Annotated in this window: 20 protein-coding genes; 12 read left to right on the top strand and 8 right to left on the bottom strand. The window is 75.3% G+C overall.

Annotation, left to right across the window (positions count from 1 at the left end; translation table 11 throughout):
- Window positions 1-6 precede the first annotated feature (6 nt).
- From EBO15_RS15575 to EBO15_RS15600, 6 genes are read left to right on the top strand one after another with little or no spacing between them, the layout of a single operon-like run.
- Window positions 7-1,827: an asparagine synthase-related protein gene (locus tag EBO15_RS15575; protein ID WP_147481512.1), complete on the top strand. Its 1,821-nt coding sequence runs from the start codon at window positions 7-9 to the stop codon at window positions 1,825-1,827.
- Entirely contained in the window at window positions 1,824-2,243 is a 420-nt protein-coding gene (locus EBO15_RS15580; protein ID WP_122195114.1) for a lasso peptide biosynthesis B2 protein, read from the top strand. The genes EBO15_RS15575 and EBO15_RS15580 overlap by 4 nt, the downstream gene beginning before the upstream one ends.
- Window positions 2,240-2,806, top strand: coding sequence for a MauE/DoxX family redox-associated membrane protein (locus EBO15_RS15585; protein WP_122195115.1), 567 nt, complete (start codon window positions 2,240-2,242; stop codon window positions 2,804-2,806). The genes EBO15_RS15580 and EBO15_RS15585 overlap by 4 nt, the downstream gene beginning before the upstream one ends.
- Window positions 2,803-3,852 (top strand): ABC transporter ATP-binding protein, encoded by a 1,050-nt coding sequence (locus EBO15_RS15590; RefSeq protein ID WP_122195116.1) that lies wholly within the window; start codon window positions 2,803-2,805, stop codon window positions 3,850-3,852. The genes EBO15_RS15585 and EBO15_RS15590 overlap by 4 nt, the downstream gene beginning before the upstream one ends.
- Complete coding sequence (locus EBO15_RS15595) at window positions 3,849-4,676, top strand: ABC transporter permease (RefSeq protein ID WP_122195117.1); 828 nt, start codon at window positions 3,849-3,851, stop codon at window positions 4,674-4,676. The genes EBO15_RS15590 and EBO15_RS15595 overlap by 4 nt, the downstream gene beginning before the upstream one ends.
- Before the next feature lie 35 nt (window positions 4,677-4,711).
- The gene (locus tag EBO15_RS15600; RefSeq protein WP_122195118.1) at window positions 4,712-4,987 is read left to right on the top strand and encodes a lasso peptide biosynthesis PqqD family chaperone; all 276 of its coding nucleotides are present in this window, start codon (window positions 4,712-4,714) and stop codon (window positions 4,985-4,987) included.
- Window positions 4,988-5,034: 47 nt separating this feature from the next.
- Here the strand turns inward: EBO15_RS15600 and EBO15_RS15605 are convergent, their stop codons facing one another.
- The 3 genes from EBO15_RS15605 to EBO15_RS15615 all read right to left on the bottom strand — a co-directional run bounded on the left by EBO15_RS15605 (window position 5,035) and on the right by EBO15_RS15615 (window position 7,787).
- Window positions 5,035-5,685: a DUF4389 domain-containing protein gene (locus EBO15_RS15605; RefSeq protein WP_233616212.1), complete on the bottom strand. Its 651-nt coding sequence runs from the start codon at window positions 5,683-5,685 to the stop codon at window positions 5,035-5,037.
- A gap of 186 nt (window positions 5,686-5,871) precedes the next feature.
- A complete protein-coding gene (locus EBO15_RS15610; protein ID WP_122195120.1) occupies window positions 5,872-6,567 on the bottom strand; it encodes a response regulator in 696 nt (231 codons plus the stop codon).
- Entirely contained in the window at window positions 6,564-7,787 is a 1,224-nt protein-coding gene (locus EBO15_RS15615; RefSeq protein WP_122195121.1) for a sensor histidine kinase, read from the bottom strand. The genes EBO15_RS15610 and EBO15_RS15615 overlap by 4 nt, the downstream gene beginning before the upstream one ends.
- A gap of 135 nt (window positions 7,788-7,922) precedes the next feature.
- On the opposite strand from EBO15_RS15615, the gene EBO15_RS15620 reads away from it, so the two are divergent.
- A complete protein-coding gene (locus EBO15_RS15620; protein WP_122195122.1) occupies window positions 7,923-9,434 on the top strand; it encodes a nitrilase-related carbon-nitrogen hydrolase in 1,512 nt (503 codons plus the stop codon).
- On the opposite strand, the gene EBO15_RS15625 is transcribed toward EBO15_RS15620, so the two are convergent.
- Together EBO15_RS15625 and EBO15_RS15630 are read right to left on the bottom strand one after the other, a co-directional pair.
- Entirely contained in the window at window positions 9,406-10,953 is a 1,548-nt protein-coding gene (locus tag EBO15_RS15625; RefSeq protein ID WP_122195123.1) for a sensor histidine kinase, read from the bottom strand. The two genes, EBO15_RS15620 and EBO15_RS15625, sit on opposite strands and share 29 nt — an antisense overlap.
- Window positions 10,950-11,678 (bottom strand): response regulator transcription factor, encoded by a 729-nt coding sequence (locus EBO15_RS15630; protein ID WP_122195124.1) that lies wholly within the window; start codon window positions 11,676-11,678, stop codon window positions 10,950-10,952. Before EBO15_RS15630 ends, EBO15_RS15625 begins: the two co-directional genes overlap by 4 nt.
- Before the next feature lie 138 nt (window positions 11,679-11,816).
- Between EBO15_RS15630 and EBO15_RS15635 the strand changes: the two genes are divergently transcribed.
- The 3 genes from EBO15_RS15635 (at window position 11,817) to EBO15_RS15645 (ending at window position 14,577) form a co-directional block, all read left to right on the top strand.
- Window positions 11,817-13,184: a ferredoxin reductase family protein gene (locus EBO15_RS15635; protein ID WP_122195125.1), complete on the top strand. Its 1,368-nt coding sequence runs from the start codon at window positions 11,817-11,819 to the stop codon at window positions 13,182-13,184.
- 90 nt (window positions 13,185-13,274) lie between these two features.
- A complete protein-coding gene (locus EBO15_RS15640; RefSeq protein WP_233616213.1) occupies window positions 13,275-13,793 on the top strand; it encodes an FMN-binding protein in 519 nt (172 codons plus the stop codon).
- Window positions 13,786-14,577, top strand: coding sequence for an FAD:protein FMN transferase (locus tag EBO15_RS15645; RefSeq protein ID WP_233616214.1), 792 nt, complete (start codon window positions 13,786-13,788; stop codon window positions 14,575-14,577). Before EBO15_RS15640 ends, EBO15_RS15645 begins: the two co-directional genes overlap by 8 nt.
- Before the next feature lie 51 nt (window positions 14,578-14,628).
- Here EBO15_RS15645 and EBO15_RS15650 read toward each other — a convergent pair whose 3' ends face one another.
- Both EBO15_RS15650 and EBO15_RS15655 read right to left on the bottom strand, forming a co-directional pair.
- A complete protein-coding gene (locus EBO15_RS15650) occupies window positions 14,629-15,210 on the bottom strand; it encodes a hydrolase (protein ID WP_122195126.1) in 582 nt (193 codons plus the stop codon).
- A gap of 44 nt (window positions 15,211-15,254) precedes the next feature.
- On the bottom strand, window positions 15,255-15,716 hold the full coding sequence (locus tag EBO15_RS15655) for a MarR family winged helix-turn-helix transcriptional regulator (RefSeq protein WP_122195127.1): 462 nt from the start codon (window positions 15,714-15,716) through the stop codon (window positions 15,255-15,257).
- A 189-nt stretch (window positions 15,717-15,905) separates the two neighbouring features.
- Here EBO15_RS15655 and EBO15_RS15660 point away from each other — a divergent pair, with 189 nt between their 5' ends.
- Window positions 15,906-17,102, top strand: coding sequence for a bifunctional aspartate transaminase/aspartate 4-decarboxylase (locus EBO15_RS15660; RefSeq protein ID WP_158628245.1), 1,197 nt, complete (start codon window positions 15,906-15,908; stop codon window positions 17,100-17,102).
- Between the two features lie 116 nt (window positions 17,103-17,218).
- On the top strand, window positions 17,219-18,016 hold the full coding sequence (locus EBO15_RS15665) for a DUF72 domain-containing protein (protein WP_233616215.1): 798 nt from the start codon (window positions 17,219-17,221) through the stop codon (window positions 18,014-18,016).
- Here the strand turns inward: EBO15_RS15665 and EBO15_RS15670 are convergent.
- Window positions 18,013-20,901, bottom strand: coding sequence for an AfsR/SARP family transcriptional regulator (locus tag EBO15_RS15670; protein ID WP_122195130.1), 2,889 nt, complete (start codon window positions 20,899-20,901; stop codon window positions 18,013-18,015). The two genes, EBO15_RS15665 and EBO15_RS15670, sit on opposite strands and share 4 nt — an antisense overlap.
- Between the last annotated feature and the right edge of the window lie 54 nt (window positions 20,902-20,955).

The following is a 20,955-nucleotide window of genomic DNA, read 5'->3' on the forward strand; positions in this document are numbered from 1 at the left end:
TGACTCGTGCGCTTTATCGTGCTGCCCGACCGTCCGTCCGGGCCCGCCGTCGCCGCCCTCGCGGCGGCCGCCCCGGCCCCCCTGCTCCGCCATCCGTCCGGGCGGCCCTGGATCCTCGGCGACCGGGACCTGGCCCTCGGCGAGATCCGGCACACCGTGCTCGGCGACCGGGCCGCCGTGCTGCTCGGCCCGTCGACCGCGACCGTCCGCGGGCTGTCGCACGTGCTGGCCAGGGCGCACGCGCCCAGGGACGTCGCCGCGGCGGCGCGCGCGTTCGGCGGCTGCTTCCACCTGGTCGTCAGCATGAACCGGCGCACGTGGGTACAGGGGTCGCTGTCGTCCGCGCGGCAGGTCTTCCATGCCCGGGTCGGGGAGGTCGTCGTCGCGTCCGACCGCCCCGACCCGCTGGTGCGGGCGCTGGGCGCGACCGTCCGGGACGAGCTGCTCGCCGCCCGGCTGATCGCGCCCTGGCCGCCGTGGCCGCTCTCCGAGGCGAGCCTGTGGCACGGCGTCGAGTCCCTGCCCACCGGCACCGCCCTGGAGATCGGCCCGGACGGGAGGGGACGGGTCGTCCGCCGGTGGGATCCACCCGAACCGCACCTTCCTCTGCCGGAGGCGGCGGCGCTCGTGCGCGAGGCGCTGTGCGACGGCGTCCGCGCGCGCGTACGAGGCGCGGGCGTCGTCAGCGCCGACCTGTCCGGCGGCATGGACTCCACCAGCCTGTGCTTCCTCGCCGCCGAGCACGCCGACCGGCTCGTCACGTCCCGGATGGAGGCCCACGACCCGGCCGACGAGGACCGCGTCTGGGCCGAACGCGCCGCCGGGATGCTGCCCGGCGAGCACCTGGTGTTCCGGCGCGGGACGACCCCGACCTGGTTCTCCGGTCTGCTCGACCACGTCGACGACCTGGAGGAGCCGTTCGCGTGGATCCGGACGCGGGCCGCCCTGCGCGCGACCACGCGGCAGATCGCCGAGTGCGGTTCACGCGTCCACCTGACCGGGCACGGCGGGGACGAGCTGTTCCTGTCGAAACCCGTCCACCTGCACGAACTGGCCCGGCGGAGGCCGCTGGCGGCCGTCCGGCACCTGCGGGCGCACCGGGCCCTGTACCGCTGGCGGACGGGCCCCCTGCTGCGCGGCCTGCGGGAGAACGCCTCGTTCGCGGACTGGCTCGCCGCGTCCGCCGACCGGCTGACCACGCAGGCGCACACGCTGGCGGCCGCCCCCGCGTTCACCTGGGGCCTCGGCGGGCTGATGCCGCCCTGGGCGACCCGCGACGCGGTCGAGGCGGCCCGCACGACGCTGCGCGAGGCCGCCGGACGCGCGGTGCCGCTGTCCCCCGGACGCTCCCAGCACTCGCTCATCCAGGAGGTCCGCGAGTGCGGCGCGGCCATGCGGCACACGTCGCGCGTCACCGGCATGGCCTGGGAGGCCCCCTACGTGGACGACCGCGTCGTGGAGGCCGTCCTGTCCCTGCGCCACCGGGACCGCGTGGACCTGACCCGGTACAAGCCCGTCCTGTCGGAGGCGCTGCGCGGGCTGGTGCCCGCGCCGTTCCTCGGCCGGACGACCAAGTCGGAGTACAGCGCGGAGGCGTACCGGGCGCTGCGCAGGAACCGCGCCGACCTGCTGTCGCTGTTCGAGGACTCCCGGCTCGCCCGGCGCGGGCTGGTGGACCTCGACGCGCTGCGCCGCGCCCTGACCGTCCCGCCGCCGACGGCGCTGGCGTTCGTGCCCCTGGTGAGCACGGTCGCGTGCGAGGTCTGGGCGCGGTCGATCCAGGTCCCCGCGGGCGGCGTCCGAACCCGAGGAGGAGAGCACGCATGACGATGCCCATGACGTTGGAGACCGCCGAGCGGGTGCCGTGGCGGCGCAGGCTGGCGGCGCGGATCGCGGTCGCGGTCGCGCGTCCGGTGGCGGCGCTGCCGCCCGCCCGCCTCGGCCGGGTGCTGACACTGGCGAGCCGCCGCGCGCGTCCGGCGAGCGCGGCCCGGACGGACGAGGCGCGGCGGGCGGTGGTCGCGGTCAGCGTCCGCTGCGCGGGCCAGGTGTGCCTCCAGCGGGCGGTGGCGACCGCGCTGCTCTGCCGGTTCGGCGGGACGTGGCCGGACTGGTGCACCGGGGTGCGGCTGGAGCCGTTCAAGGCGCACGCGTGGGTGGAGGCCGAGGGGCGTCCGATCGGCGAGAACGCCGAGGTCGGCGCGTTCGCGAAGGTCCTGGTGGTCTCGGCGGGCCGGCGATGACGGCGGGCCTGGTCCTGGCGTTCACGCAGGGCGCGGTCGTGTTCGTGTTCGGGTACGCGGGCTACACCAAGCTGCACAACGGCGAGGGATTCGGGAACTTCGTCCGGACGGTCCGGATGCTGACCAAGCGGGACGGACGCTCGGTCACGGCCCTCGCGGCGGCGTTCGCGGCGACGGAGGCGGTCGCCGCCGTCCTCACCGCGCTGCCGGCGACCGCGTTCGCCGGGTTCGCGCTGGCCACGGCGCTGCTGACGCTGTTCATCGGGGTCGTCCTGCGAGCCGTGCGCGGGCGGGTGTTCGCCGAGTGCGGCTGCTTCGGCGGGCACAGCGCGGCGATGAGCTACCCGCTGATCCTGCGGAACGTCCTGCTGCTGGGGTTCGCGGTGCCGGGGCTGCTGCTGTCGGCCGCCCGGGTCCCCGGGGTGTCGGCGCCCGCCGGGATCGCGGCAGCGGCCGGGCTCGGCACCGCGTTCGCACTGGTCAGGTACTACGACACGGTCGTCCGGCTGGTGCTGCTCCGGCTGTTCCCTGAGGTCCGCGCGTCCCGTCCGGAGGCGTCATGACGGTCGCGTCCGCAGCGGCCCGGACTCCGGCGTCCGCGATCGAGACGGCGGCGCTCGGCAAGCGGTTCGGGGAGGTCACCGCGCTGGACGGCGTCGACCTGACCGTCCCGCACGGCACGGTCCTCGGCCTGCTCGGGCACAACGGCGCGGGCAAGAGCACCCTCGCCGGGATCCTGACCACCCTCGCCCGGCCGACGTCCGGCACCGCCCGGGTCGCCGGGTTCGACGTGGTCGCCGACGCGCACCGGGTGCGGCGCAGGATCGGCGTGGCCGGGCAGTTCGCCGCGCTGGACGACCGGATGACGCCGCGCGCGACGCTCGTCCTGCTCGCCCGCCTGCACGGCCTCGGCCACCGCGCCGCCCGCGCCCGCGCGGACGGGCTGCTCGAGCTGTTCGGCCTGACCGAGGTCGCCGGGCGGACGCTGCGCGCCTGCTCCGGCGGCACCCGCCGCCGCCTCGACCTCGCCGCCGGGCTCACCGGACGGCCCGAGGTGGTCGTCCTGGACGAGCCGACCGCCGGGCTCGACCCGGTGTCCCGGCTAACGCTGTGGGAGGTCGTCCGGGGCCTCGCCCGGGACGGCGCCGCCGTGCTGCTGACCACCCAGGACCTCGCCGAGGCCGACCGGCTCGCCGACGTCGTCGCCGTCCTGCGGCGCGGACGGCTCGTCGCGTCCGGCACGCCGGGCGAGCTGAAGGCCCGCGTGGGGAGCCGCTCGGTGACCGTGCGCCCAGCCGACGCGGCCGACACCGCCCACGCCGACCGGGCCCTGCGCGCGAACGGCATCGTCGCGGCGCTCGACCCCGCGCGCGGCACGCTGACCGTCGCCGCCGCCTCGTCCCGGCAGGTCACCGACGTCCTGCGCGCCCTGGACACCGCCGGAATCGACCCAGGCGACCTCACCTTCAGCGAACCGGGCCTGGACGAGGTCTACCTCGCCCTCGCCACCGGCCACGGTCCGGACGCGGCACTGGATGCAGCACCCGACACGGCACCCGGCACGGCACCGGACGCGGCGCCGGGCGGACCGGTCCGGGGCGCGGCATGACGGCCGTCGCGGAGCGCGCCGCGGAACGCCGGGAACAGGCCCCCGGCGACGGCGCGAGCGTCCCCGCGCAGATCGGCGTCCTCACCGCGCACACCGTCCAGGCGATGCTGTCCGACCGCCGCCTGCTGCTGCTCACACTGGTCGAGCCGCTGCCGATGCTCCTGGTCTTCGGGCAGGCGCTGTCGGGCCTCGCGCGCGTGCCGGGGTTTCCCCGGGGCGTCCCGTACATCGACTTCCTCGTCCCGGCGCTCATGGTGACGACGGCCCTCCAGTCGGGCCTCCAGTCCGCGACGCGGCTGACCGACGACCTCGGCGGCGGCCTCATCTCCCGGTTCCGGACGCTGCCGCTGTGGCTCGGATCGGTGCTGGTCGCGCAGAGCGCCGCCGGGCTGGTGCGCGGATTGATCCGGCTGGTCACACTGGTCGTGCTCGCCTGGGCGCTGTTCGGGTTCCGGAGCCGGGGCGGGCCGCTCGCCCTCGTCCTCGCCGTCGCGGTCTCGCTGGCCGTCGCATGGGGGCTCGGCTGGCTGTTCATGTTGCTCGCCTGCTGGTTCCGGCGCGGCGAGACGCTCCAGGCGGCGGCCGGGCTCGCGATGTTCCCGCTGATGTTCGCCTCGAACGCGTTCCTGCCCGTCGCGTCCCTGCCGCCATGGCTGCGCGCCGTGGCCGAGGCGAACCCGCTCACCCACGGCGTCACGGCCGTCCGGGCGCTGGTCCTCGGACGTCCCGCGCTGCCCGCCGTCGCCGCGACCTTCGCTCTCGCGCTGCTGGTCACGGCCGTCACGGCGCCGATCGCCGTCCGCCGCGTCCGCCGCACGGAGTGACCGTCCCCGCGCTCTGTCCGCCTGAGGAGGCCCGTATGACCGTCCGCCTGCCCGAGCACGTCACGCTCGTCCCCGTCCCCGGCTCCGAGGAGGGGGACCGTCCGGCCGCCGTCCTCCTCGACGGCCGGACGGGCGACTACTGGCAGCTCAACGCGACCGCGCACCTCGTCCTGTCCGCCCTGCTGGACGGCGCGTCCAGCGGCGAGGCGGCCCGCGCGCTCGTCGACGCCCACCCCGAGGCCGCGGGCCGCGCCCAGGCCGACGTCGACGAGATCGTCGCCGGCCTGACCACCGCCGGACTCATCGAGTAGCGCCTACTCCTGCGGCTCGCGTCTCCTACTGCGTCGATCCGAGTTTCCTACTGCATCGGCTCGTTAGGGCCTTGGTCCAGCCGGAACGGCGGGTAGGTGTCGGTGAGCAGGAGGGCGTACGCCGACACGCGCAGGGTCCAGCGGCTCAGGCCCATCAGCAGGTGGAACAGGCCGCGCGGGTACTTCGCCGTGAACAGCAGCGCGATCGCGACGATCAGCACCAGGACGCCGATCAGGCCGGGCGCGCGCCAGACCATGCCCATGTGGGCGGTGTACATGCCCGCGCCGGTGAACGCGCCCAGGATCAGGTAGTGCGGGATGGCCAGCAGCCACCACTTGACCAGAACGAGGCCACGCGACAGTTGCTCGGGGTAGGCGATGTCCAGGCGGGCCGGGTAGTCGGGCGCCTCGCCCAGGGTGAACGGCGGGTACCGGTCCGTCGCGAGCACCCCGTACCCGTAGTAGCTCACGCGCCAGTACCAGCGCAGGACGCCGACCGTGTAGTCGAACAGCGCCCGCGGGTAGCGGCCGGTGATGAGGATCGCGAAGAACGCGATGACCGACACCACCAGGACCCCGATCCACAGCACGAAGAGCACGATGTAGTGCGGGATGAGCAGCAGCCACTTCACGATCCACAGGGCTCGTGAGGGCGTCGGCTCCGGTGTCCCCTCGACGCGGAGGGGTGACGATGACACGGCCGGGGGTGGTGTTGTCGGGACGTTCATGAGAGGGCCTCCCTCGTGCTAGGCGCCCTGCTTCCGTGCTTGGAGCGTGCGCCCGAGAAGACCGTCTGGGAAGCCCTAATGTCCTGGTCCGGCCATGTTTTACCCTTGACGGCGCGGATCTTGCCGGTTCCTTGGGCCGGCGGCCGTCCTCACCTGTCAGGGCGCGTGATCGGTCAGCAGTCCCGCCTCGTGGGCGAGGATCGCCGCCTGCACCCGGTTCTCCAGGCCGAGGCGGACCAGGATCCGGTTCACGCGGCTCTTCACGTTCGCCTGCGTGAGGCCGAGTTCGGTGGCGATCCGCTGGTTGGAGTGGCCGCGCGCGACCAGGAGCAGGACGTCCAGTTCGCGGTCGGTGAGCAGGTCGAGGCGGCCGCGGCCGGAGGGCCGCCCGGCTCCGGCGTCGGCGCCCGCGGGCAGGGCGGTGAACACGCCGATCAGCCGCCGGGTCACGCTCGGCGCGAGCATCGCCTCGCCCGCCGCCACGACCCGGACGGCCTGCGCGAACTCCTCGGCCGGGCTGTTCTTCAGCAGGAACCCCGAGGCCCCGGCGCGCAGCGCGGCGTGCACGTACTCGTCCAGGTCGAAGGTGGTGAGGACGAGCACGCGCGGCGCCGGTCCCGCGTCGCCCGGCCAGTCCGCGAGGATGCGGCGGGTGGCCTCGACGCCGTTCACTCCGGGCATCCGGACGTCCATGACCACCACGTCCGGGCGGAGCCGGGCCGCCGCCTCGACCGCCCGCTCGCCGTCGGCGGCCTCGCCCACGACGGTCAGGTCCTCGCGGCGGTCGAGGACGGCGCGGAGCGCGGCCCGCACCATGTCCTGGTCGTCCACGAGCAGCACGCGGATCGTCATCGCAGGCCCTCCAGGGGGATCGTGGCGGCGACGCGCCAGCCGCCGTCGGGCGCCGGGCCGGTCTCCAGGGTTCCGCCGAACGCGGCGACGCGCTCGCGCATGCCGACCAGCCCGCGTCCCGAGCCCGGCACGGGCCGGTGGTCCGCGCCGGGCGGCCCGTTGACGACCTCGACCCGCAGCGCGGACGCGTCGCACCCGACGGCGACACGGACCCCGACCGGACCCGCGTGCTTCAGCACGTTCGTGATCGCCTCGCGGACGACCCGGTACGCGGACGCCTGCAACGCCGCCGCGAGGGCGAGTGCCGAACCGTCCACGGAAGCGGTGACCCGGCACCCCGCGGCCTCGGCCGCCTGGACGAGCCGGTCGAGGTGCGCGAGGGACGGCTCGGCCGCCTCGCCCTCGCCGCCCACCGACAGCAGCCCGAGGATCCGGCGCATCTCGACCAGCGCGGTGTCGGCCGTCTCGGCGATGCGCGTGACGCCCTCCAGCGCGATGTCCCCGGTGTCCTGGGCGGCGGGGCCCGGGGCGGTGACGAGGACGTCCTCGGTCGAGCGGGCCTGGACGGCGATCGCGCTGACGTGGTGGGCGACGACGTCGTGCAGCTCGCCCGCGATGCGGGCCCGTTCGGCGACGACGGCCTGCCGCGCGTTGGTCTCCCGCTCGGCGCGCAGCCGCTCGTTCAGGTCGCGCAGGCTGCGGGCGTCGTCCTCGATGCGGCGGCGTCCGCAGCCGAGCAGGAACGCGGCGGCGAAGTAGGCGGCGAACGCCGTGACCGAGTCCGGGTTGAGCGAGTCGGGACGCGGCGGCTCGGCCCGTCCGGTGGCGAGTTCGACGGCGGTGGCGGCGGCGAGCGCCAGGACCGTCGCGGTCGCGCCGTCCCGTACCGGGCGGTACCGGGCGACCGCGTACACGCCGAAGATCAGGAAGTACGGGCCGGGCGTCTTGCCGGGCACCGGGTCCAGGATCTCGAACAGCGTGAACAGGCCGGTCATCGCGGCGAGGACGGCCCGCGGCCACCGCCGACGCCACAGCAGCGGGACCGTCTGCGCGGCCCACAGCAGCAGGCCCGCCGGGCTCGGCGCGGAGTGCCGGCCGGCGAGCAGCGTCAGCGCGTCGAGCACGCTGAGCCCGCCGCCGAGCGCCGCGTCGGTCAGCCAGGGGCGACCGGCGAGCCGGAGTCGTGTGCCGCGCAGGACGGCCAGGGCATCTGTGCTCATATCGCCGCCAACCCTAGGTCGCGCGGGTGCGGCCGCGCATCGTCCGCGCGGCGCATCGAAGGTTGCGCGGGGCCTCCGCGGGTTCGCCATCGCGGAGGACGCGCCGTGAGGGGCCGCCTACCTAGCGTTGAGGGCATGCAAAGAACCGCTCTCCTCCTCTCCGGAACCGCGCTGCTGCTGCTCGCGGTCGGCGGCCGCTGGGACATCGCCCTCGCCGCCTGGATCTTCCCCCTCCTCCTGCTCCGCTTCTCCCGGACGGGCCGCGCCTGGACGGCCGTCCCCGGGATCTGGGCCGCGAACATCGCCGGCGCCCTGTTCTGGGCGTGGGAGTCCAAACTGGGGACCGGCCCGGTGATCCTCCTCGCCGGGGTCGCGATCGGCGCGCTGCGGACGATCCCGTACGTCCTGGACCGATGGCTGGCGCGCAGGCTGCCGACATGGGCGGCGCTGCTGGTCTTCCCCACGGCCGTCGCGGCGTCCGAGTTCCTGTTGACGCTGGTCACGCCGTTCGGAACGGCGTTCGGCGTCCTCGGCGTCACCCAGTTCGGCGAGCTGCCGCTGCTCCAGGTCGTCTCGGTCACCGGCGTGTACGGGATCGGGTTCCTGATCTCCTGGGCCGCGTCGGTCGGGAACCTCGCCTGGGCCGACCGGACGCGCCGGGCCGTCCGTCCGGTCGGGGTGTTCGCGGCCGTGCTGCTCGCCGTCGTCGCGGTCGGCGGCGCGCGGCTGGCGTTCTTCTCCGACGCGAAGCACACCGTGCGGATCGCGGGGGTCGGGCCGGGTCCTGAGGTGCGGGCCGCCCAGAAGGCCGCGATCCGCGCGGTCGGCGGTGAACGCCGTGACGTCGCCAACGCGCCCGACGCGACCTTCCGGCCCGCGATGCTCGCCGCGCAGAACGAACTGCTCACCGGCACCCGGCGTGAGGCCACGGCGGGCGCGAAGATCGTCGTGTGGCCGGAGAACGCCCTGTCCGTCCGGGAGTCCGACGAGCGCGCCGCGATCGACGCCGCCCGCGCCGAGGCCCGCCGCGACGGCGTCTACCTGGACATCGGCCTGAACGTGTTCGGCGCGACCGCGCCGCACTTCGGGAAGGACGAGACCCTGCTCCTCGGCCCGGACGGCGCGGTCCTGTGGACCTACCAGAAGGCGCACCCGATCCCCGGCTCGGAGACCTTCAAGCCCGGCGACGGGCACGTCCCGGTCGTGGACACGCCGTACGGGCGGCTCGCGAACGTCATCTGCTACGACGCCGACTACCCCGCGATGATGCGGGTCCGCGCCGACATCGTCCTCGTCCCGTCGCACGACTGGCGCGAGTACGGCGAGGTGCACACCAGCAAGGCGGCGCTGCGCGCCGTCGAGGGCGGGTACGCGCTGTTCCGCCAGGACGGCCAGGGCGCGAGCGGCGTCTTCGACCGCCAGGGACGGACGCTGGCGTCCGCCGACACCTTCGCCGCCGGGGCGGAGACGACCGTCGCCTACGTCCCGACCCGCGGCGGGACGACCGTCTACGACGTCGTCGGCGACACGTTCGCCTGGCTGTGCGTCGCCGGGGTCGTGGCCCTCGCCGCCTTCGGCGCGGTCCGCCCCCGCCGCCGCGAGACGCCTCCCGCCGAGGTCACTCCGGCGGACGTCCTGGCAGCGTGACGCGGAAGACGGTCCGTCCCGGGGCGGAGTCGAGGTCGGCGCGGCCGCCGTGCGCGGCGGCCACGCCGGCGACGATGGCCAGCCCCAGCCCGGTGGACCCGGACGCGCGGGACCGCCCCTTGTCCCCCCGGACGAACCGGTCGAACACCTCGCTCCGCAGGTCGGCGGGCACGCCCGGCCCGTCGTCCTGGACCTCCAGCACCGCACCCGAGCCCTCGCCCGCGCCCGCGCCCGCCCGGGGCCGCTCCAGCCGGACGGTCACCCGCGTCCCGGCCGGGGTGTGGGTGCGGGCGTTGGCCAGCAGGTTCGCGAGCATCTGGTGCAGCCGGTGCTCGTCCCCGCGGACCGTCACCGGCTCCTCGGGCAGCTCCATCGCCCAGCGGTGGTCCGGGCCCGCCGCACGGGCGTCGGCGACGGCGTCCAGGACCATCCGGGTCAGGTCGACCGGCTCGGCGGCCAGCGGGCGGCCCGTGTCGAGCCGGGCGAGGAGCAGCAGGTCCTCCACCAGGTCGCCCATCCGGACCGACTCGGCCTGGATCCGGCCGAGGGCGTGCCGCACGTCGCCGGGGACGCGGTCGGTGTCGCCGTCCCGGCGGCGCAGCGCGAGCTCGGCGTGGCCGCGGATCGTCGCGACGGGGGTGCGCAGCTCGTGGCTGGCGTCGGCGGCGAAGCTGCGCAGCCGCTCCTCGCTGGCGTGCCGGCGGGCGAGCGCGTCCGCGACGTGCCCGAGCATCCGGTTGAACGCCGCGCCGACCCGTCCGACCTCGGTGCGGGGGTCGGCGTCCGGGACCCGCTCGGGCAGCGCGACCTCGCCGCTGGCCAGCGGCAGCTCGGCGACCCGCGAGGCGGTCGCGGCGACCCGGCGGAGTGGACGCAGCGTCAGCCACACCCAGCCCGCCGCGGCCGCCGCCGCGAGCGCCAGGACGATCCCGAACACCGCCGCCTCCACCAGGACCAGCCGCCGCGTCGTCTCCTCCACCGGCCGCAGCGGCAGCCCGGTGACCAGCACGTCGTGGTCGTCGCCGGTGTAGGCCGCCACCCGGTAGCCGTGCAGCGCCGACAGGTGGACGGTGCGGGGCTCGCGGTCCGGGGGCAGCGCGGCGAGCGCGCGGGAGTCGGCCTCGCTGATCGGGACGCCCTCGACGGTCCGGTCGTGGACGACCCCGGCGGCGGTCACCTTCCCGCCGAACAGCCGCGCGGCGAACGTGTTCGGCGGCACCCCGCGGGTGTCGGGGATGCGGTTGTCGGCGTCCGGCCGCCGCTCGTGCTCCAGCCCGGCGGCCAGGCGCGGGCCGAGGGCGGTGATCTGCTCGTCGACGCGTCCGACGAGGAAGCCGTGCAGCGCGGTGACGGTCGCGACCCCGACGGCCAGGCAGCAGAAGGCCAGCAGCGCGACCAGGCCGAGCGTGAGGCGGGCCCGCAGCGTCCGCGGGAGCAGCGCCCTGAGGACCCGCTCCGCCCGACCCGCCACCTGCTGCCGCGCCCGGCCCGCCGCCGGCGGCTTCGCCGGACCCGTCACCGGGGCTCCGGCTTGAGCACGTACCCGACCCCGCGGACGGTGTGGATCATCGGGGTCCGGCCCGCGTCGATCTTCTTGCGCAGGTAGCTCACGTACAGCTCGACGACGTGCGCGCGGCCCCCGAAGTCATAGCTCCACACCCGGTCGAGGATCTGCTCCTTGCTCAGGACCCGGCGCGGGTTGCGCATCAGGAACCGCAGCAGCTCGAACTCGGTCGGGGTCAGCTCCACCAGGGCGCCGTCCCGGGTGACCTCGCGGGCGTCCTCGTCCATGCTGAGCCCGCCCACGGTGAGCAGCGCGGACGCGGCGGCGCGGCGGGTCAGCCCGGCCCGGCGCAGCAGCCCGCGCAGCCGGGCGAGGACCTCCTCCAGGCTGAACGGCTTGGTGACGTAGTCGTCGCCGCCCGCGGTGATCCCGGCCACCCGGTCCTCCACGGCGTCCCGGGCCGTGAGGAACAGCACGCAGACCTCGGGCGCGGCGGCCCGCAGCTCCCGCAGGACGCTCAGCCCGTCGATGTCGGGGAGCATGATGTCCAGGACCACCGCGTCCGGCCGGAACTCGCGCGCGGCCGCGATCGCCCCGGCCCCGTCGGCGGCCGTCCGCACCTGCCAGCCCTCCTGGGCCAGGACGCGCCCCAGCACGTCGGTCAGGTCCGGCTCGTCGTCCACCACGAGCACGCGGACGGGCGACCCGTCGGCGTGGCTCAGTCCTCGATCATGGTCCATGGTGCCCTCAGTTTCGCTCCCCTTCCTGTGCGTTCCCTCTGAACCGGCTCAGAATCAGGCGATACGACGCTGGTTCTGAGGGTTCTCAGAGATTCGGCTGGCACTGTGACGGGACGCCGATCGAAAGGGGGGCTCTTCATGACCGCGGTCCGTTCCGGGCACGCCGTGCCGAGCACGCGCCGCACGAACGCGGGGCCGCGTCGGCGGGGCCTGCGGGCCGGATGGGTGCTCGGCGCGATCTACGCCGGCGCCCTCGCGGTGCTGGCCCTGTGGTGGCACGGCACGGACTCGGTGGTGGGGGCCGCCGGGTGGCTGACCGACGGGGCCCGGATCACCGGGCTCCTCGCGGCCTACGGCTGCGCGGTGCTGCTCGCCCTCATGGCCCGCGTCCCGGCGCTGGAGAGCGGCGTCGGCACCGACCGGCTCGCGCGCTGGCACGCCGCGGGCGGCCGCTACACCGTCTGCCTGGCCGCCGCGCACATCGTCCTGGTCATCTGGGGGTACGCCCTGACGGACCGGAAGAACGTGATCGCGCAGACCGGCGACCTCGTCTTCCACTACCCGGAGATGCTCAAGGCGACCCTGGGCACGCTGCTGATGTTCGCGGTCGGGATCACCTCGGCGCGGGTGGCCCGGCGCCGCCTGCGGTACGAGGTCTGGCACCTGCTCCACCTCGGCACCTACCTGTCGATCTTCCTGGTGTTCTTCCACCAGCTCGCCAACGGGGCCCAGTTCGTCGACCAGCCGGTGGCGCGGTACTTCTGGTACACGCTGTTCATCGGCGTCTCGCTGGTGCTGGCCTGGTACCGGTTCGCCGTCCCGACCACGCGGAACCTGCGGCACCGGATGCGGGTGTCGGAGGTGCGGTTCGAGTCGCCGGGCGTCGTGTCGGTGTACATCACCGGGCACCGCCTGGACGACCTCGCGGCCCGTCCCGGGCAGTTCTTCCGGTGGCGGTTCCTCGCGCCGGGCATGTGGTGGGCCGCGAACCCGTACTCGCTGTCGGCCCCGGCCCGGGACGGCCAGCTCCGGATCACCGTCAAGGCCGCCGGGGACCACAGCCGCGGGCTCGTCCGGCTCCGTCCGGGCACGCGGGTGTGGGCGGAGGGCCCGTACGGCGCGTTCACCGACACCAAGCAGACGCGGCGGCGGGTGCTGCTGCTCGCGGGCGGCGTCGGGATCACCCCGCTGCGCGCGCTGTTCGAGACCCTGCGCGGCGACGTCACCCTGATCTACCTGGCCCGCCGCCCCGAGGATCTGGCGCTCCGGGACGAACTGGAGGCGATCGCCGCCCGCCGCGACCGCCGGGTGCTGTGCTTCGTGGACGACCCCGCCGAGTACTCGCTCCCGCTCACCGGGGACTCCCTCCGGTCGGTCGTGCCCGACGTGGCCGAACGGGACGTGTACCTGTGCGGCCCGCCCGGCATGGCGCACGCCGCGCACCGGGCGCTGCGGGAGGCGGGCGTCCCGTCCCGGCACGTCCACCACGAGTCCTTCGAGTTCTGAGTCGTTCGAGTTCTGACCAGGAGCGGTGACCATCGTTTCCGACCACGAGTTCCGATCACGGGCCCCTGGCGGGCTCGGGGAGGAGAGCGCATGATGCGCCGAGCCGTCCTCGCCACCAGCGCGACGGTCGCCGGTGTCAGCCTGCTGCTGGCCCTGAAGCCGCACCACAACGGCATCGCAGCCGCGTCCGGCCAGGGCGCGTCCGGCGGGGGCGGGGCCGTGACCGTGGCGCCGCCCGTGGCGCCGGGTTCCGCCGGTTCCGGTGGTTCCGGTGGTTCCACCGGGTCCTCCGGTTCGTCCGCGCCGCCGAAGCAGGGGGCGAAGTCCGGCGCGAGCGGCACCTACACCGGAAGCGTCATCGACACCCGGTACGGGCCCGTCCAGGTCGCGGTGACCGTGGCGCGCGGGAAGCTGACCGGGGTGAAGGTGCTCCAGACCCCGTCGGAGAACGGACGCGACCGGCGGCTGGCCGCGATGGCCGTCCCGCAGCTCACGCAGGAGGCGCTCGCGGCCGGGAACGCGCGGATCGACACCGTCTCCGGGGCGACGTACACCAGCGAGGGCTACATCAACTCGCTCCAGAGCGCGCTGGACAAGGCCCGTGCGTGAGCGCGGCGGCCCGGGGGCCGCGACCGGGGCGGCGCGCGAGGTCCGTGTCGTCCACGTGATGGGCACGGTGTTCTCGTTCGACGTCCGGACCCCGATGACGCCCGCGATCGACCGGGCCCTGGACGCCGCGGAGGAGCACCTGCGCCACGTGGACGCGGTCTTCTCCACCTACCGTCCGGACAGCCAGATCAGCCGCCTGGCCGCCGGGACGCTCACCCTCGACGCCTGCCCGCCCGAGGTCGGCGAGGTCCTCGCGCTGTGCGCGGAGATCGCCGAGGAGAGCGGCGGCCGGTTCACCTGGACGCCGGACGGGCGGCTCGACCCGTCCGGGATGGTGAAGGGCTGGGCCGCCGAGGCCGCCTCGGACCTGCTGTTCGAGGCGGGCGCGGCCGACCACTGCGTGAACGCGGGCGGCGACGTCCAGGCGCGCGGCTCCGCCGGGCCCGGCCGCCCGTGGCGGATCGGCCTGGCGCACCCGCACCGCCGCGGCGACCTCATGGCCGTCGTCACCGGCCACGACATCGCGGTCGCGACGTCCGGGACGTCCGAACGCGGCGACCACATCGTCGACCCGCGCACCGGCCGTCCCGCGACCGGCCTGACCTCGCTGACGCTGGTCGGCCGCCATCTGACCCACGTGGACGCCCTGGCCACCGCGGGCTTCGCCATGGGCGGGGAGGCCCGCGCGTGGGTCGCCGGCCTGCCCGGCATCGAGGCGTTCGCCGTCACCTCCGACGGCCACGCCTGGCAGACCCCGGGCCTGCCCCTCTGGACGGCCGGCTGAGAGGTCCCGCGCGCCGGGACCTCTCAGCCGGTCCCTATCAGTGAGTCCTCATCAGTGGGTCTTGGCGAGGAGGTCCAGGATCTCGGCGGTGGTGCCGGTCTCGCCGAGCTGCGGGAAGATCTTCTCGACGCTGTGCTCGTGGGACGCCCCCGAGCGGTCGGCCATGGCGTCGGTCGCGAGCGTGACGTGGTAGCCGTGCTCGTGGGCGGCGCGGGCGGTGGACTCGACGCCGATGCTGGTCGCGATGCCGGTCAGCACGATCTGCGTGACGCCCCGGCGGCGGAGCTGGATGTCGAGGTCGGTGCCGTGGAAGGCGCCCCAGTTGCGCTTGGTGACCCGGATGTCGGACGGCTGCGGGTCGAGCTCGTCGAGGATGAGGTCCCAGCCCTCGGGAAGGTCGCCGCCGGGACGGACGGCCTCGACGCGTCCGGGCGGGAAGTCCGAGCCGTCCGGGGCGAAGGTCACGTTGACCAGGACGACCGGTAGCCCGCGCGCGCGGAACGCGGCGGCGAGCTCGGCGGAGCGGGCGACGACGTCCGGACCGGGGTGGGGCTCGGTCGGGATGGCGGCGACGCCCCGCTGGAGGTCGATCAGCACCAGCGCGGTGCGCTCGTCGATCGTGGTGACGGCCATGGGTCCTGCTCCTCGGTGGTCGGGTCGCGGCTGCCGGTGGCCGGTCAGGACTGGGCGAGCCGGTCCAGCAGCGCGAGCGCTTCGATGAGGGTCCGCCGCTCGGCCTCGGTGAAGTCGTGCTGCAGCGTGCGCGCCATCCACTCCTCGCGGGCCTGCCTGCTGCCCGCGATGAAGTCGTGCCCGCCCTCGCTGAGCGAGACGAGCTGGCGGCGTCCGTCGTGCGGGTCGGCGTCGCGCCGGACCACGCCGAGCTCCTCCAGCGCGGCGACGGTCGCGGCCATCGACTGCGGCCGCACGCCCTCGGCGGCGGCGAGCTCGCTCGCGGTCATCACCTCGCCCTGGCCGAGCCTGCTCAGCACGGACGCCTGGGACGGCGTGAGCAGGCCGTTCCCGCCGATCTCGCGCAGCCTGCGGCGCAGGCGGCTGAACACCACCCGCACCTCGCGGGCCGCACGCACGGCCGTCTCGCCGACCTGGTCGGGGGCCTCCCCGGCGGACCTCTCCATGGCCCCAGCGTATATCAGCAGCCCAGACTGTCAAGGCGAGACTGAACAGCCTCGCCTGTCTATTTCCTCCGGCTTTCCCAGCTCATGGGCGCCCAAGGGGCTTCCTGCCCGGTTTTCGGGGAGAGGAGCGCCCTAGATCGTCGAACCGGGCGCGGCGGAGCCGAACCGGGCGCGGCAGAGGAGGGGACCATGTCCGAGGACGGGACGCCGGACGGGCTCGCGACCGAGCCGCGCGCCGCGTTCCTCCTGCTCGGACGGTTCGCCCTGGACGAGTCGCGGCACGCCTGGGGCGAACGCGACGGGCTCGGCGGACGCCCCCGCAAGGACGGCATCGCGGCCCGCCTCACCGGCTTCCTGGACGCGCGCCGCGCCGAGCCGGGCGCGAACCTGCTCAGCGGCTCCCTCGACCACGCGGCGTCCGAACTCGGCCTGGACGCCGACGGGTTCGTCCACGAGCTGGCGAACGCGGTCCTCGGCGAGGACCGCCCGGAGCCGCCGCGGATGCTCGTCCACGTGGAGGCGGTCGTCCGCGCCCACCTCGTCCGGACGATGTTCGGCGGGCGGCCGCCGGAACGGCCGTTCGACCTGTTCGCGACCGAGGGCGCCACGGCCGCCCTCTGCTACCTGTTCGACTCGCTCCAGGTCGCGGGCGTGCTGCGGCGGGGCGACAGGGTCGCGACCACGGTGCCGGTCTCCGCGCCCTACCTGGAGTTCCTGCGGCTCGACCGGTACGCGTTCGACGTCGTCGGGATCAGCGCCGTGCGCCGCGACGGCCTCCCCTCCCGGCGCCTCGACGAGGCCGGACTCGCCCGGCTGGACGACCCGGACGTCAAGGCCCTCCACCTGGCCGGCCCGGCGTCCGCGCCACCCGATCCCGAGACCCTCGACCGGATCGTCCGGACGGTCCGCGCCGCCAACCCCGGCCTGATCATCGTCTCCGACGACGCGTCCGGGACGGTCGCGGGCGGCCTCCCGTCGCTCATGTCCGCGCTGCCGCGCAACACCGTCGGCGTCCACTCGTTCTCGAAGCGGTTCGGCTGCTCCGGCTGGCGGCTCGGCGTCCTCTGCGTCAACCGGGACAACATCATCGACGAGAGGATCGCCGCGCTCCCGGACGGCCGGAGACGAGCCCTGGACCGCCGCTACGCCTCGATCTCGCCGGAGCCGGAGCGGCTGCGCTTCATCGACCGGCTCGTCGCCGACTCCCGGGACGTCGCGCTGGCCCGCGACGCCGGGCTGTCCACCCCGCAGCAGGCGCAGATGGCGCTGTTCGCCCTCCAGAGCCTGCTCGACACCGGAGCCATCAACAAACGCCAGTACAAGGACGTCCCCGAGAAGCCGCTGCACGCCGTCACCGACGAGGGCGACGAGGAGGCCAGCGCCTAGGAGGCGGGCAGAGCTCCAGGTCACGGCCGCAGCGCGCCGGTGATCGGGATACGGTCGTGGCCATGCGGCTTCACGTGGGATGTGCGATGTGGACTCTTGCGCCCTGGAGAGGACGATTGCTCCCACATCCGCTGCCGCCGAACGAGCGTCTGCGGGCCTACGCCTCCTGGTGCAACGCCGTGGAGGGGAACACGACCTTCTACGCGACGCCGTCCGTGGAGACCGTCGCGTCCTGGGCCGAGCAGACGTCCCCGGACTTCCGCCTCGTGGTGAAACTGCCGAAGACCGTCACCCATGAGCATCGCCTTGTCGGGGCCGACGAGGACATGCGGGCCTTCCTGACGGCGATGGAACCCCTCGGTCCTCGTGCGCACGCGTTGTGGGTGCAGTTGCCCGCCTCGTTCGGGCCCAGCGACCTGGGCACGCTCCACGCGTTCCTGCGCCGTTTCCCGCGCTCGGCCCGGCTGGCGGTCGAGGTCCGGCATCGGGCGTTCTTCGAGGACGAGCGGGCCGGGCGCATGCTCGAACGCGTCCTCGCCGGCGTGGACGCCGAATGGGTGCCGTTCGACACGGTCACGATGTTCGCCGACCCTCCGACCAGTGACGCCGAACGGGACGCCTGGACGAAGAAGCCGCGCCTCCCGCGCCGCTCGCGGGCGCTGACGGACCGTCCGATCGTCCGCTACCTGGGCCGGGACGACGTGGACCGCACCGTCGAGGGCTGGCGGCACTGGGTGGACGTCACGGCCGCGTGGCTGCGCGAGGGCCGTTCCCCGACCGTGTTCGTCCACACGCCCGACAACGCCGGGGCCCTCACGCTGGCCCGCCGCTTCCACGACGAGGTGCGGGCGCTCGTCCCGGACGTCGAGCCGCTGCCCGAGCCCGTCCCGGCGGAGCCCCCGACCCTCTTCTAGTTCTGGACGGCCTTCCGGTTCCTGACGGCCTTCAGCGCCCGCAGGGCGGCGCGGCTCTCGGCGAGGCGCTCGCGGCAGGCGGCCTCGGCGGCGGCCGCCTGCTGGGACGCGAACAGGTCGATGGCCACGCTCAGCCGCTCGACGGCCAGTTCGTGCCGGCCCAGGCCCTGGTGCGCGTACCCCCACTGCTCGTGGAAGTACGCCGTGCCCAGAACGTGGTCGATGCTCCGCGTGAGGACCAGGCCCTCCGCGCAGAGCTCCGGGATGCGGTCGTGGCGTCCGGCCTCGGCGTAGATGCGGACGAGGCTGAACAGCGCGATGCCCTGGTAGGCGGGTTCGCCCAGGTCACGGCCGATGGCGAGGGACCGTTCGGCCGCGGCGACGGCGCGCCGGTGCTCGCCGAGCCTGCTGAGCGCGAGGCCGAGCACGCGCAGGCAGCTCAGCTCCGCGTGCCGCTCGCCCGTCCGCTCCGCGAGCGCCAGGCCGCGCTCCGCGTCGAGAAGCGCCTCCTCGGCGCGGCCCAGAGCCAGGCGGCAGGAGCCGCGCAGGCCGAGCACGCGTGACAGGTCGCGGTGGTTCCCGACCCGTTCGAACACCTCGACCGCCTCGTCCACCATCGGGAGGGCGTCGCCGGGCCGGGACTGGTCGCCCGCCACGACGGCCGCGCCCCGGAACCTGGCGTACGCGGCCGTCTCCGGGTCACCGGCGTCGGTCGCGGCGCGCGCGACGAGCTTCCACAGGTACTCCACCTCGAAATGCTTGCGGTGCAGGTGGGAGTGCGCGGCGAGCCGCATGACGATGCCCGTCGCGAGCCGGTGCCGGTTCGCGGCGCAGGCGACCTCCACGATCGTCCGCAGGTTCGGCATCTCGCTCTCGATCCAGGCCGCCGGGTCGGGCGCGACGAGCCGCCCGACGAGGTCGGCGGCGACCACGGTGTGCCGGCGGAACCGCGCGGGCGCGGGGAAGTAGGGGTCGCGCGGGGCGCGGTCGTCGGCGGCGTCCACCAGCTCCAGCCACGCGACGACCAGCCGCTCCAGCGCCGGTTCGGTGTCCGCGTCGCCGTGCAGCAGCTCCGAGGCGTACTCGCGCAGCAGGTCGTGCATCCGGTAGCGGGGCTGGCCGAGCCGGTCCACGCCGCAGGCGGTGAGCAGGCAGCGGTCCACCAGCTCCGACAGCACCCCGCCCGCGTCGGCCGTGTCGAGCAGGACGCCCGCGACCCACGGCGCGAACGGATGCGGGCCCGCGAGCGCCAGCATCCGGAACGCCCGCCGCGTCGGCTCGTCCAGCCCGGCGTACGCGTGCTCGATGTGCGTGCGGACGGCGGTGTCGCCCGCCACCATCTGGTCCAGGCGCCCGGGACCGTCCAGCAGGCCCGCCAGGTGCGACAGCGGCCACGCCGGGCGCGCCGCCAGCCGCGCCCCCGCGATCCGCAGCGCGAGCGGGAACCCGTCGCAGGCCGCCGCGATCGCGTCCGCGGCGGGACGCTCGCGGGCGACCCGCTCCGGCCCGATGATCTCGGCGAGCAGGTCCACCGCCTCGGCGGGCCCCAGCGGACGGACGTCCACGACCCGCGCGCCGTCCAGCCCGAGGTGCCGGGACCGGCCGGTGACCAGCAGCGCGCTGCCCGGCTCGCCCGGCAGCAGCGGCCGGACCTGCGCCGCGTCCGCCGCGTCGTCGGCGAAGACCAGCACCCGCCGCCCGGCCAGCCGCGACCGGTACAGGGCGGCCCGCCCGTCCAGGGTGTCGGGGATGTCGCCGTTCTGGACGCCCAGCGCCCGCAGCACCTCCCCGAGCACCGCGACGACCTCGCGCGGCACCATCGACGCCCCCGCGAGCTGGACGTGGATCTGGCCGTCCGGGAACGCGTCCCCGACCCGGTGCGCCACGTGCAGCGCCAGCGCCGTCTTCCCGATCCCCGGCGGGCCCGTGACGTGCACGGTCGGCGGGACCGGCGCCGTCGCGCCCGCGCGGAGCAGCTCCTCGATGGCGTCCCGGTCGGCATCGTGCCCCGTGAAGTCGCGCAGGTCGGGCGGCAGCTGGCGCAGCGGCGGCAGCTCCCGGACCGACCACGCGCGCGTCCCGTCGCCCTCGTCCGCGTCGTCCTGGCGGACCCGCTCGGCCAGATCCCGCAGGACCCTGCCCGGCTCGCTCCCCGTCGCGGCCCTGATCGACGCGCGCGTCCGGTCGTAGCAGCGCAGCGCCTCCGCCTTCCGCCCGGACCGGTGCAGTGCCAGCAGCAGCGCCGCCGAGAACGACTCGTTCAGCGGATCGTCCTCCAGCCACGTCCGCAGGTCGGGGACCAGGTCCCGGTGGCGGCCGAGCGCCAGCAGCGTCTCCGCCGCCTCCTCCCGCACCCGCCGCCGCTCGCCCAGCAGCCCGGCCCGGACGCCCGCGAGCGACGGCGTCTCCGGCAGGTCCTCCAGCACCGGCTCACGCCACAGGGCCAGCGCCCGCCCGAACAGCTCCGCGGCGTCCTCCCGGCACCGCTCCCCCTCGGCGGCGCCCCCGGTCGCCCCGGCGCGGGCCAGGGCCTCACGGGCGCGCGCGGAGAGGTCCCGGAACACCGCCAGGTCGAAGGTGTCGCCGGGACGCGGGACGAGCCGGTACCCGCCGTGCCCGAGTGGCAGCCGGTCCCGGGTCAGCGCGCGGCGGACGCCGCTCAGGCACGTCTTCACCGCCCCCGCGCCGCGTCCGGGCGCGTCGTCGCCCCACAGCAGATCCCCCAGCGCCCGCGCCGACACCGGACGTCCCGCCCGCACCGCCAGCACGCAGAGCGCGGCCCGCTGGAGCGGCTGCGACGGCTCGACGCGCGCGCCGTCGTCCGCCGTCACCTCGAGCGGCCCGAGCATCCGGATCTCCACCGGCCCTCCCTCCGTTCCGATCATGGTGGCGCACGTCCGGCGAAGGGGTGAAACGGACCATGTCCGAATATGGCCACG

Source organism: Actinomadura harenae, from assembly GCF_003696215.1.
Lineage (GTDB): Bacteria > Actinomycetota > Actinomycetes > Streptosporangiales > Streptosporangiaceae > Spirillospora > Spirillospora harenae.

Bases quoted from the DNA above. Each gene is read 5' to 3' on its own strand.
- EBO15_RS15615 (WP_122195121.1), bottom strand. From the start codon at position 7,787: ATGAGCACAGATGCCCTGGCCGTCCTGCGCGGCACACGACTCCGGCTC.
- EBO15_RS15585 (WP_122195115.1), top strand. From the start codon at position 2,240: ATGACGGCGGGCCTGGTCCTGGCGTTCACGCAGGGCGCGGTCGTGTTC.
- EBO15_RS15630 (WP_122195124.1), bottom strand. From the start codon at position 11,678: ATGGACCATGATCGAGGACTGAGCCACGCCGACGGGTCGCCCGTCCGC.
- EBO15_RS15580 (WP_122195114.1), top strand. From the start codon at position 1,824: ATGACGATGCCCATGACGTTGGAGACCGCCGAGCGGGTGCCGTGGCGG.
- EBO15_RS15600 (WP_122195118.1), top strand. From the start codon at position 4,712: ATGACCGTCCGCCTGCCCGAGCACGTCACGCTCGTCCCCGTCCCCGGC.
- EBO15_RS15670 (WP_122195130.1), bottom strand. From the start codon at position 20,901: ATGATCGGAACGGAGGGAGGGCCGGTGGAGATCCGGATGCTCGGGCCG.
- EBO15_RS15640 (WP_233616213.1), top strand. From the start codon at position 13,275: ATGATGCGCCGAGCCGTCCTCGCCACCAGCGCGACGGTCGCCGGTGTC.
- EBO15_RS15655 (WP_122195127.1), bottom strand. From the start codon at position 15,716: ATGGAGAGGTCCGCCGGGGAGGCCCCCGACCAGGTCGGCGAGACGGCC.
- EBO15_RS15590 (WP_122195116.1), top strand. From the start codon at position 2,803: ATGACGGTCGCGTCCGCAGCGGCCCGGACTCCGGCGTCCGCGATCGAG.
- EBO15_RS15635 (WP_122195125.1), top strand. From the start codon at position 11,817: ATGACCGCGGTCCGTTCCGGGCACGCCGTGCCGAGCACGCGCCGCACG.
- EBO15_RS15610 (WP_122195120.1), bottom strand. From the start codon at position 6,567: ATGACGATCCGCGTGCTGCTCGTGGACGACCAGGACATGGTGCGGGCC.
- EBO15_RS15620 (WP_122195122.1), top strand. From the start codon at position 7,923: ATGCAAAGAACCGCTCTCCTCCTCTCCGGAACCGCGCTGCTGCTGCTC.
- EBO15_RS15650 (WP_122195126.1), bottom strand. From the start codon at position 15,210: ATGGCCGTCACCACGATCGACGAGCGCACCGCGCTGGTGCTGATCGAC.
- EBO15_RS15595 (WP_122195117.1), top strand. From the start codon at position 3,849: ATGACGGCCGTCGCGGAGCGCGCCGCGGAACGCCGGGAACAGGCCCCC.
- EBO15_RS15660 (WP_158628245.1), top strand. From the start codon at position 15,906: ATGTCCGAGGACGGGACGCCGGACGGGCTCGCGACCGAGCCGCGCGCC.